Here is an 11,662-nt window from a genome sequence, read left to right as displayed (position 1 = left end):
ATATAAGCTGGCCTATTTTATATTGACGATTTAATTATTTTTTAAAGAATGCTTCGTTAGTGCCATATGGGCCTAAGTTAAGATCGCGCTTACGAATTTCATCAACACGATCAAATGCTTCCTCTGCAGCGTGAAGGTTTTTCACATCACGACGCCAGTAATATTTGAAACCATTAAAGTTAGCATTGTTTGGGTACCAGTAGAATACACCAAGCCCTTCATCATCAAGGATTGGAGTGTTATGGATGGCATTACCCGGAATATAAAAGTACTGTCCTTTCTTTAATGGTTGGAACGTATTTTGAGCTAATGTTTTACTGCCGCCGTTGACCACGTAGTAACATTCAGGTTGTCCGTGGAAGTGAGGCTCATGATCAGATTTACCACCATTAGTAATACCAATAACCATTGGCGAGTCTGCTAGATCTTTCCAGATGTAACCCACTGGAGAGTTCGCTACGTCGCAGTTTTTTGCTTCAAGTACGTTACCTTCATCATCCAATGTTTTACAAAAACGTTGATCTTTAGCGATGCTGTCATTTGCTTGAATAGTATTAAAGTCAATTTTACCCGCTTCCCAATCGGCAATGTATGCTTCAATTTCTGGGTTACTACATTGCACTGGCATCGTGTCTTGTGGTGCATGCACACTGCTGTCAAATGGGACTGGTGTCATTTGTTGGTAAGGGAGCTGTGCATGGTTACATTGAGGACCTTGTGCAACAGCAGCTGTTGATGCTAGCGCAGCAATACCAAAAATCATCTTTAATTTCATTGTTAATCCTATTTAGAACTGTGATATTTGAATGTTAAATTCGTTTTTTATTAATATGTTTTTACTATAAATACAAAAAGGTAAATTAAAGGTGAAATAGATCACGTACCTTTTTCAGTGACAATTTTATTCGTGACAGCTATCGCGATTTTTTATTAATTGAGAATATCTTCAAATAATCTATTTAATTGGGTTTTATGTTTACAAATAATAAAAACACACGTTAATGCTTTTATTATTTTGTTAATTGCAGCAAGACTTAATCATTATTGAAAAGAAAATTGCATACTGAGCTGCAAGTATTGCGATTGACCGTTTTCAACAAGCTCAGTGCTTTCTAACCTAGCTTTGTCATTGATGGCATATTGGCCCACCTCGACACCGACACTGAGTTCGGGTGTTAGGTTAGTGAATAAATTCACGCCCACATGGGTCCGTCTGCTGCGTTGTACTTCGGTAGCGGTATGACCGATAAACAGGCTAGTGCGCCAGTTGTGATCCCAAAAGTGACGATAAGCTGCCATGGCTGACAAGGTGGTTTCTAATTCGCCTTCGATTATGTCTTTTGCAGCATCGGTACCCACATAGCGGCCTAAGTTGCCATAGTGCAATTGAATACGTAAATCGTTTTTGCCGAATGTACGCAGTTTGCCTGCAACTGACATTCCAGTGCTGACTTGCTGGGTCTGATCTGGGTCTAAGTAGCGAATAACACCAGAGGCTGAAACATTACCCCAATCGCCTTTCGTGTTATAACGCACAATAAAATCAGGTACATAATCATTGCGAGTGTCAATCCAGTCTGGCTGTTCATTAAGCGATGAACCTGGATTAGTGCCATAGGTATAAGGGTTTTCAAGTGCAAACTGCCAATTATTAAAGGTATAACGTACTAAAGCCTGGCGCACCATGGCTTGACCAACGAGTGGGCCACCAAGATCTGCGGTTTCTGCAAAAGCTGTCGTATTGACTAGTGTCGACCAAGTTTGTCCTGCAACGACATCTTGGTATTCAATAAAAGCATGCCTTAATCTCGGGCTGTATGAGTTAGAGATAATGGCATTACCTTGAGATGAGCCTACGAAGTCAATCTCAATAAAGCCACGAACATCATTAGACGACACGCCAAGGTTTAAGCGACTTTCTTGGGCGCTAAATTGTGTGCGTTGAGTTGATTCAGATACCGAGCCGCCTCCGGTCCAGCTGTCTTGGAACGCAATATCACCGTTAACATGGCGTGCATTCATTTTAAGAAAACCACCCAGTTCAACTTCCATTGCCTCTGAAAATGGTGCGCAAAAAGCTAAACAGGCACACAAAGGTGTGACAATAATCCGTTTATTCATAGTTAGCGTGTTGGAACGAAATGAGCCCAGTAAAAAGTGATGACAACAAGTGGTCACTCAAAACGGTTGGTTAATAGAAAGAGCACCAGCAAAACGTGGGAGTATGAAAGTGTTTTGCTGATACTCAGTATATTGTCGTTACGCTGGCGTTAATGGCCAGAAGTCATGACTTAGAAGTAATAACCAAAGTTAATGTTGATACGTTTGTCCCAGTCATCTCCGATTTCTGGTAAACCAACATGGTCATTATTTGCCGTTGAGAAGGTCATGTTTTTACCTAAGATGAAGTCAACCATAGTGTAGGTGGCTCCAGCTGCGATAGCACAACCTGTCACGTTTTGCATGCTGTTGTCATAGCTGTCGTCAGCAACGTCAGGGGTCATTAAACCGAAGTCGTTGTAACACTTCACGCTACCAAAGTCAGTGGCGAAAGTTTTAGCTATGTTAGCGCTGTATGCTTGGCCTTTTGAGGCAATTTCGTATTGCCAGCTAACCACTGCGATACCGATTTTATTGTCATCAGCCGAATCGGCAGCGTCATACTCGTATTGCATGGCTTGTAACTGTAGGTTCCATCCTTTATAGGTGCTGTCTAAATGCAGTGCTACAGCATAACGGTCGCCCATGTTGCCTGTTTCACTGTTATAGATTTGACCATATTGAGCTGAACCGCCAAATGTTGTCGAACCACCTTCGTACTCTGCGGTATAGGTTTGTCTGAAGTTAAAACCGTTAGTTTCTTCGTTATGGTATTCAGTGCCATTAATTTCGCCACTGAATAACGAAGCTGAATAACGTTTGTTTTCAGTTGCGCTATAAACTGGGTTTTTGTAGAACGCGATATCAGTATTCCAGCCATTATTGTCGTAAGACGCTTTAATACCCACATCATGGTTGTCTTCAAAACCTAGGTAGTATGGTAGGCCAAACCACCAGCTGTTAGAGATAAACTCTGGGTTACCAAAAGGCACTTTGTTGATACCAAACTGCAGTTGCCAATTTGGGTCAATATCATAAAAGCCGTAACCGTATTTGATGTAGTTGCTACCTGATGTAAAACGGTATTCAGCGGCTAAGCCCCAATCCCCTTTTTTACCATCAAACTTAATTGCAGCCATATCAAAATCAAGTTCACCTAACTTGTCTTTATTTGATTCATCGTAGTCTCTGTAAGCGTAATTAACGCGCACAGCACCTCCGATGTTAATACCGTCTTCTTGCTCTTCAGCCATGACATTTACAGAAGACATTGCTACTGCTGTGGCCACCATCGACAACATAAACTTGGCGGTTTTTTTCATTCTCATTTCCCTTTATATACGTAAATTTTTTATATTTTTTATTTACATTTCTTCAAACCAAGTGCGATGACAATCAGCACAAATCGGTGCTTTTTTAGTGTGCTCGCTATGGCAGGCTAAACAGCTTGCCCCTTCGTTGTAATGTAAAGATTTATGCGGATGCGCTTCAGGTACTGCCAAAATTGACTCATCAATTTCAATTGTTTCAACAGTGCCGTGGCAATCCACACAGGCCGCATCTGTGGTATTCGCTTTTGGTGAACCTTGATGACAGGTATTACAGCCATCTTGGTACAACATTTCATGGTTCACTCTGCCTTGGGTTTTCCCTTTGACGGTATAAAGCTCTCCCGCATGGGCGGTGGCTAAAAACGCTGACGATACAAAAGCGAGTAATAATAATTTTTTCATGGTGATTCAGCCTACAGATCAGATTTAATGGTTTCAGAAACGATGATGCCCATCGCTAAGCACTCAAGACATGACGTTGAGCTCAAGCGGGCTTCACCATGAATACCGCCAGTGGCTTCACCGATGGCATACATTTTTCTGATAGGTTCCATAGTGCGGCCATCTATCACGCGGCCACCTAAATCTGTTTTTAATCCGCCCATGCAGTAATGCACTTTTGGCCAAATTCGTGAGACAACAAATGGACCAGTCAGTACTTCAGCGGTATCCATTTTGCGGTTAAACAAAGGATCTTTTCTGTCAGTAACATGCTGGTTGTATTCTTTTATTGTCTTTTTCAATTCCGCTGCAGGAATATTAAATTGCTTAGCAACGTCATCAAGTGTGTCGAGTTTCCATGCCATTTTGTCGCGTAGTGAACGCACTACACGGTCATCTTCGGCGTAGTTTTCGTAGTTAAACAATACAATCGGGTAGGCTGGACTGTTGTCTGCATAACGATTTTTCATAATGGCTTCTGAACACGTTTTACGGTCAGCACGCTCGTCCATAAAGCGTTTACCATTTAGCACACTGATTGCTGCGCCTTGATGCCAACCAATCGACAACAGGGCATTTGACCAGCCGAACCCCCCCTCATCAGGAGAACCCCAATGACCTGTTTGAATAAGATTCATATGCACGGGTAGCGCACCATTGGCCATAGCGGTTAACGTGACTTCGCCTGTCGCGCCATGGGCATTAGTACAATCGAGTGTTGGATCAAGTGAAGGATCGACTGCTTCACGCAGTTTCATGTTTTGGGCAAATCCACCGTGCGCGAGAATAACGGCTTTGTTGGCTTTGATATAGATTGTTGTTCCAGTATTGAGATCTGGGAAGCGATAATTTTTTCTTACCTTAACGCCTACAATTTCTTGATCGTCCATAATGAAATCTTCGATGTAGTGTTGTAAGCGGTATTCAACGCCTTCTTTTTTACCTGCCTCAAACAACTTAGTGGTGATATCACCGCCTGTACCATGCTGGGTTCTAATCGCACGGGCTTTGTTATGTCCGCCCACTTGGATATTAAATCCTTCACGGAATTTAACGCCCGTTTCGATACATAAATCGTAAGAATCAAGAGCACGATCGGCGATCACTTTTAGCATTTCAACGTTTTGCATGCCGCGACCTGAGATGATTTGGTCGTTGACTAACTCTTCTGGTGAGTCATCGTTAATGCCTTGTGCTAATTGGATTGGGTTTTTAGGAATTGCTAACCAGCCACCATTAATGGCTGAGTTACCACCAATAACTTGCATTTTTTCGAGTACAAGTACGCTGCCGACTTGTTGTCTTTTTGCATTAATCGCTGCTGATAGACCAGCAAAACCAGAGCCGACGACGAGTACATCTACTGACTCATCCCAGTTAATTTCATTGCATTGGCGTTGCTGTGCACTTGCTGGCATCGCTGCTGTCAGGCTGCCGATTGCTGCGCCTGCACTTAATTTCAAAAAGTTACGTCTGTTGTGCATTTATCTTTCCTCGCATTTAGATGCGATTAAGATAAACAAATTGAACTAGGCCAAATTTGAATGGCATCACGCTTTTTTTGGGGGGGCAATATTATTCGTGAACTGGCTCAAGAACATTGTTCATGAGCTGCTGGCTTATCAGCCCTATTTAGCGGGCGAACTTTAGAGGGAGATATCAAAAGTCAGTTAAGTTATGAACTGAATCACAAAGCCTAATAAAACCGGCCCATCAGCGTGAAGTGAATCCCGATTATCTACTGAGTTTATACCTATAAAGTGTAGTAAAGATGATAATTGCGATATTCAAATATTAGGTATTTATTATGAAATGTCCTTCAGAAACCTTGACTCAATTACGATGTGATCAAATTTTAGATGTCGCAGAATTATTGATCGAATCTCAAGGTATAGTGTCATTTAAGTTTTCACAAATTGCTAAGGACGTAGGCTGCTCAACAGGGACACTGTATAAGTTATTTGAGCGTAAAGAAGATGTATTAGTGTGCTTGTTTTTGCGCAGTGCAACATCCAATTATATGCCATTATTTGTACAGAAGAACCCAGAACTGACGGGGCAAGAAAGATTGCTCATGCCGATATTATTTACCTTCGAGACCATTAAAAGAAGCCGCAGCTTTTTTACCTTACGCTCTGTGTCGGTTAATGCGATGATTTGGAAACTGGCCAGTGATGAAAAGGTTAAATTGTTTAAACAACGGATTAATTCATTTTGGCAATGGATGGCTGATGCGGTTCAACTGGCGATTGATAATGGCGAGTTAGTTGCTACTCCTTTGCAAGCCAAAGAGTTGGTTCAAGGCATTGCATTTTATTTGACGGGGTCATTGACACAATTTGAAAGTAAACTGATTTCACCTGAGTTTCTGTCCGATCAATCCACAACCTGTTATCGACATTTATCGAGATTAATGGCGCAATATCAATGGAAAACGCCACTGAATCATGAGCTATTTACTTGTCTTGAAACTCGCACGGCAGATTTTTTTGAAGCAAATTTTAAAAAGCATCTTAGTTGCAGTTCATGTAAAGCATTATCGATGTCATTGAATGCAAAACAAAGTGGCTGTAACGGCTGTTAATACTACATCTAGCCACTTTGTGTTCGAGTACGGGTTATTGTGGGCTGTACTTGTGTTTTACATCTTCAATCAGTTGTTGCCACTGAGGGTATTTGACAAAGCTTTGTTGTAAGTCTCCCCAAGGAGATAGGGTGTCGTCTAACACTTGCCCTGATACATCGATACCTTGTGTGGCAAGATACAAGTAATAGAATGCTGATGCGCGGTAATTTGCTGCACAGTGCACTAAAATAGATTTATCGTTATGACTGTCCATCACCGTAAAGAATTGTTCAACATCCTCGATGGTGGGCTGTTGCCAGTCTACTTCAATATTTTCGTACTTCATTCCTAGATCTGTGACCAATTGAGATTCTTGCGCTAAATAATTGGGATTATTCTTAGGGATCAAATTGATGACAACTTCTACTCCCGCTTGTTGCAAGGTTTCAAATTCCTCAGCCTTAGGTAATCCGGCAGTGATAACTTGCGTATTATTAATTTTAATTGCTTTAATATCATCTAGCTGGGTTGGATCTATCTCAGCCGCAACGGGATTAATTAATGCCAGCGAAACCATAGCTATTAGCGTTGTCATTTTTAAGGCATTAACTCCTAATTTGTTGAGTGTAGCTTGCGATATAAACTGATACATAGTGATTCCTATTCCTTTAGGATGTGGTTGATGGTGGTGATTTCTTGTGGGGTAAAATGGAGGTTGTTGAGTGCATTTACCGAGTCAACAATTTGTGCTGGACGACTCGCGCCAATAAGACAGCTTGTTACCGCATCATTATGTAAGGTCCAAGCTATGGCCATTTGGGCTAACGATTGCTGACGATTTTCTGCCAATGTATTTAATGCCGATACTTTGGATAATTTAGCCGGTGTAAGGTCTTTATCTGCCAAGTAAACTTGATGCTCAAGTGCTGCTCTTGAGTTTTTAGGGATCCCATTTAAATACTTATTGGTTAATACGCCCTGAGCTAATGGTGAGAATACGATTGAACCGACGCCTTCACTTTTAAGTACGTCAGTCAGACCATTTTCAATCCAACGATCAAACAGGTTATATCGAGGCTGGTGGATTAATAATGGCGTGCCAAGTTGCCTTAATATCTCAATTGCTTGTTGAGTTTGTTGGGGTTGGTAGTTAGATATCCCCACATACAAAGCACGCCCTGAACGGACGATATAGTCAAGCGCTTGCATGGTTTCTTCTAAGGGGGTGTCAGGATCCATACAGTGGTGATAAAAGATGTCAAAGTAATCTAATCCTGTGCGTTTAAGGCTTTGATCACAGCTGGAAATTAAATACTTACGAGATCCTCCTACACCATATGGCCCTGGCCACATGTCATATCCTGCTTTACTCGATATTAATAATTCATCACGATAATGCTTAAAATCTTGTTGGTAAATGCTGCCAAAACATGACTCGGCAGCACCATAATGAGGGCCATAGTTATTGGCAAGATCAAAGTGAGTTATACCATGATCAAATGCAGTATTAAGCATATGACGGGCGTTACTTTGTGAGTCATTAGCGCCGAAGTTTTGCCATAACCCTAACGACAATTGTGGCAAGCGGATACCGCTACGACCACAAGCTGAGTATGTCATCTTGCTATAGCGCTCTGGCGCAGCAACGTAGAGTGGGTTAGGTTCGTGAGTAATCATTTCTCTTCCTACAAATGAAATGGAGCAGCAGTATTATTTTTAAGCTAATACATTATTACAGTTAGTCTAAAACGTCACCTTAAACAAAAATGTTTATATTGATAAAAACTAATATTGTCATATTTCATTGATTTTATGGTCACACTTCATCTTTAGCTTAAGCGATTGTTGATTCAGTCATCGACTGAGTTTGTCATTCATATCGATATTAAGTTGTCAGAAGATGGAGCTAAAAATGATTAAGGAAGGGATGCACTTGCATGTGCTAACAAGTTTGTTGATAAGCCTGCTACTTATAACAGGTTGTAATGATGATAATGATACGAATACGTCTGCTACAGACGAACAGCAAGTCATAGCGGAACCCATTGTCGTCAGCGTTGGACCTAGGCCGTCATATCTAGTCGGACAAATGCAAGACAGCGATTTAAAAACACAGCTTGCTCAATGCTCGAATAAAACCATGTATCGTCATGATTTTTCTATCGGTCATCGCGGCGCTGCGATGCAATTTCCTGAACATACTAAAGAGTCATATCAAGCGGCAATTGATTCTGGCGCTGGTATCGTAGAATGTGATGTCACTTTTACACAAGATAAAGAGCTAGTCTGTCGTCATTCGCAATGTGATTTAGCCACTACAACTAATATCTTAGCGATTCCAGAACTGGCCGCAAAATGCTCCGTTCCTTTCAGTCCTGCCGATCTGGTAAATGGTGTGATGGCAACAGCCCAATGTTGTACCAGTGATATTACCTTGGCGGAGTTTAAAACCTTAAAAGGGAAAATGGATGGTGCCAATCCAGCAGCAACAACAGTGGAAGCGTTTATGGATGGCACTGCGAATTGGCGAACAGACTTATACTCGTACCATGGCACATTAATGACTCATGCAGAAAGCATTGAGCTATTTAAAACAGCAGGCGTGCAGATGACGCCTGAACTTAAATCTGCAAGTGTAACCATGCCGTTTGATGGTTTTAGCCAGCAAGATTATGCTCAAAAAATGCTAGATGAGTACGTTGCCGCTGGAGTTAGCCCTGCATTAGTGTATCCGCAATCATTTAACCTTGAAGATGTGAAATATTGGATTGCGAATACGCCAGATTTTGCCGATCAAGCAGTATATCTTGATGATCGCTATGACCTTGCTGATTTTGACCCGCAAAATAACATGACTTGGTCACCGACTATGGATGAGCTTGCTAATGATGGAGTCAAGATTGTTGCTCCGCCATTATGGGTTTTGGTGTCATTAGATGCTGACAATAACATTGTGCCATCTGCCTATGCATTAGCCGCTAAAGCTGCTGGATTAGATATCATCACTTGGACACTTGAGCGTTCAGGCGTGTTATCTGACGGTGCTGGTGGTTGGTATTATCAGTCAATCACGGATGCGATTGATAATGAAGGCGATGCATTTGAACTACTGGACGTGTTAGCCAAAGACGTTGGTGTGATTGGTGTGTTCTCTGATTGGCCTGCGACAGTGACTTACTATGCTAACTGCATGGAGCTGTAAATATGACGCTTAACCATAGCGGCTAAATTAGGGCTTAGTAAGGTCTGTATTTGTTAACGAAAACTAATTAGGACAGTCATAAGCATTTGCTACAAAAGTCACTGATGTGGCAAATGCTTTTGGCTTATATAGATAAACAGTATTCGCACCGAGTGTGATGGCTTCATTTCGTAACTGATTAAGCGCACCTTGGGTGAGATCTTTATTTGAAATAAATAAGTAATCATACCAATGGCCTTGGGATCCCACTAAGGTTCCTTTTAATTCGCAAACGTCCATATCCCCTTGTTCAGACCATAAAATCGCAATAGCTTCAGTTTGAGGGGTTGGGGTCGTTATACAGCCTGTTAGTCCGATAATCATTACCAGTAATAGCGATTTTGTATAGCTAAACGACGGGATATATTTCATTATTTTCTCATTCAATGGCTGTTCAGCTGGAGGAAGCTATACTTATAACGTTAACGCACTGATTAAATTATTCAAGTTGGTTTAGTGGTGATAATAGCTAAATAATATGGAGTGGCAAATGAGCGCGATAGATTTTGGTCATGAAACAATTATCAAATCCACATTTGCGACAGTGCAAAGTGGTGCTTTTAGCGGTGATGGCCAGCTATCACTGACTGCAACACGTTTGTGTTTCGAAGCGTCGAATAAGATTTTTGAAATGGGCCCTTACGAAATCGACTTAGCCGACATTCATAAAGTTGAAAAGTGCTGGGGCACTGGTGGCGGTGTATTACCCGTGACTGCTGATGCCATTAAAATAGAGCTTAACAATGATAAACATTACAAATTCATGGTGGCAGACTCAGAAGCCTGGATAAACTTGTTATTGCCTAAGTAGAAAAGTGGACTGTATTGTTTGCGATTGAATTCATTGCGAAATAGGCAATAAAAAAGCTGAATCTAGGATTCAGCTTTTTTGTTTTACCTGCTTAAGGCATCATATCAATTAAGCAAATGCATCTTGTAACGGCGGTACAACTTGCTTTTTACGGCTTAGTACGCCATCTAACCAAACTTTGTTGTCTGCTAAAGTTTTACCGTAAGCTTTTTCAACAATGCTAGTGTCATCTGACACGACTAACATTTCAGAGCCTTCTTTCATGATATCGGTTAGCAGTAGTAATACGCTATGACGGTTGCCTTCAGCTTTAAGTGCAGCAATATCGGCTTCTAACTCGGCTTTGATATCATCAAATACTGATAAATCGATGACTTCTAATTGGCCAATACCAACAAGATTACCGTTCATGTTGAAGTCTTTAAAGTCACGCATAACAAGGTCGCGCGCTGGAGTACCATCGACTGCTGATTTCACTTTGAACATTTCCATGCCCACAGCTTTGTAATCTTCAATGCCCGCGATTTCCGCTAATGCTTCAACACAGCGGATGTCTGCCGTGGTGCAAGTTGGTGATTTAAAGATAACAGTGTCGCTTAAAATTGCGCACATCATGATGCCAGCGATATTGGCTGGAATCTCAACTTGATAGAAGTCATACATCATCTTGATGACCGTGTTTGAACAGCCCACTGGGCGGATCCAACATTCAAGCGGTGTTGATGTGGTTAAGTCACCTAATTTGTGATGATCAACAATACCGACAATGGTCGCTTCGGCGATATCATCTGGTGCTTGGGTAAGCTCAGAGTGATCAACGATGTAAACTTCTTCACCTGCATAGCTTTCTTTGAACTCTGGCGCTTCAAAGCCAAATCTATCAAGGATGTAAGCCGTTTCAGGTGAAAGCTCACCAAGACGGGCTGCAATTGCAGGCTCATCGATTTGATTTTTTAAGTAAGCTAGTGCGATTGCACCGCAGATTGAATCTGAATCTGGGATCTTGTGACCCACTACATACATTGCCATTTGAAACGCTCCTATAAATTTGCAGCGATTTTAACAAGAAATAACCAAGTGACCAATAACTAAAAAGCTGGAAGTATACACCTTGGGAGATATTTGAAGGTGAACACGGTATTTGGGCAGATATTAAACGGAATTCGATTGAG

Annotated in this window: 12 protein-coding genes; 3 read left to right on the top strand and 9 right to left on the bottom strand. The window is 41.5% G+C overall.

The window, feature by feature from the left end:
• Positions 1-34: 34 nt before the first annotated feature.
• The 5 genes from AB4128_RS01235 to AB4128_RS01215 all read right to left on the bottom strand — a co-directional run bounded on the left by AB4128_RS01235 (position 35) and on the right by AB4128_RS01215 (position 5,356).
• On the bottom strand, positions 35-775 hold the full coding sequence (locus AB4128_RS01235) for a cupin domain-containing protein (protein ID WP_065109738.1): 741 nt from the start codon (positions 773-775) through the stop codon (positions 35-37).
• Positions 776-1,041: 266 nt separating this feature from the next.
• Entirely contained in the window at positions 1,042-2,121 is a 1,080-nt protein-coding gene (locus AB4128_RS01230; protein ID WP_372036416.1) for a hypothetical protein, read from the bottom strand.
• 170 nt (positions 2,122-2,291) lie between these two features.
• Entirely contained in the window at positions 2,292-3,422 is a 1,131-nt protein-coding gene (locus tag AB4128_RS01225; RefSeq protein ID WP_119967721.1) for a hypothetical protein, read from the bottom strand.
• A gap of 42 nt (positions 3,423-3,464) precedes the next feature.
• Positions 3,465-3,833: a cytochrome c3 family protein gene (locus AB4128_RS01220; protein ID WP_055022773.1), complete on the bottom strand. Its 369-nt coding sequence runs from the start codon at positions 3,831-3,833 to the stop codon at positions 3,465-3,467.
• An 11-nt stretch (positions 3,834-3,844) separates the two neighbouring features.
• A complete protein-coding gene (locus AB4128_RS01215; RefSeq protein ID WP_372036413.1) occupies positions 3,845-5,356 on the bottom strand; it encodes a flavocytochrome c in 1,512 nt (503 codons plus the stop codon).
• Between the two features lie 323 nt (positions 5,357-5,679).
• Between AB4128_RS01215 and AB4128_RS01210 the strand changes: the two genes are divergently transcribed.
• On the top strand, positions 5,680-6,456 hold the full coding sequence (locus AB4128_RS01210) for a TetR/AcrR family transcriptional regulator (RefSeq protein ID WP_372036412.1): 777 nt from the start codon (positions 5,680-5,682) through the stop codon (positions 6,454-6,456).
• A gap of 34 nt (positions 6,457-6,490) precedes the next feature.
• Here the strand turns inward: AB4128_RS01210 and AB4128_RS01205 are convergent, their stop codons facing one another.
• Complete coding sequence (locus tag AB4128_RS01205) at positions 6,491-7,090, bottom strand: protein tyrosine phosphatase family protein (protein ID WP_372036410.1); 600 nt, start codon at positions 7,088-7,090, stop codon at positions 6,491-6,493.
• Between the two features lie 8 nt (positions 7,091-7,098).
• Positions 7,099-8,115, bottom strand: coding sequence for an aldo/keto reductase (locus tag AB4128_RS01200; protein ID WP_372036408.1), 1,017 nt, complete (start codon positions 8,113-8,115; stop codon positions 7,099-7,101).
• Between the two features lie 250 nt (positions 8,116-8,365).
• Here AB4128_RS01200 and AB4128_RS01195 point away from each other — a divergent pair, with 250 nt between their 5' ends.
• On the top strand, positions 8,366-9,640 hold the full coding sequence (locus AB4128_RS01195; RefSeq protein ID WP_372036604.1) for a glycerophosphodiester phosphodiesterase family protein: 1,275 nt from the start codon (positions 8,366-8,368) through the stop codon (positions 9,638-9,640).
• A 63-nt stretch (positions 9,641-9,703) separates the two neighbouring features.
• Here AB4128_RS01195 and AB4128_RS01190 read toward each other — a convergent pair whose 3' ends face one another.
• On the bottom strand, positions 9,704-10,051 hold the full coding sequence (locus AB4128_RS01190) for a DUF4156 domain-containing protein (RefSeq protein WP_372036406.1): 348 nt from the start codon (positions 10,049-10,051) through the stop codon (positions 9,704-9,706).
• 118 nt (positions 10,052-10,169) lie between these two features.
• Here AB4128_RS01190 and AB4128_RS01185 point away from each other — a divergent pair, with 118 nt between their 5' ends.
• Positions 10,170-10,490, top strand: a complete 321-nt coding sequence (locus AB4128_RS01185) for a hypothetical protein (RefSeq protein WP_055022768.1) — start codon at positions 10,170-10,172, stop codon at positions 10,488-10,490.
• 108 nt (positions 10,491-10,598) lie between these two features.
• Here AB4128_RS01185 and AB4128_RS01180 read toward each other — a convergent pair whose 3' ends face one another.
• Positions 10,599-11,519 carry a manganese-dependent inorganic pyrophosphatase gene (locus tag AB4128_RS01180; protein ID WP_055022767.1) on the bottom strand — a complete coding sequence of 307 codons (921 nt, stop codon included), beginning with the start codon at positions 11,517-11,519 and terminating at the stop codon, positions 10,599-10,601.
• Positions 11,520-11,662: the final 143 nt, after the last annotated feature.

This window comes from Shewanella sp. 10N.286.52.A9 (assembly GCF_041468985.1).
Classification (GTDB): Bacteria; Pseudomonadota; Gammaproteobacteria; order Enterobacterales; family Shewanellaceae; genus Shewanella; species Shewanella japonica.
This window is presented reverse-complemented; position numbering and strand designations above follow the sequence as displayed.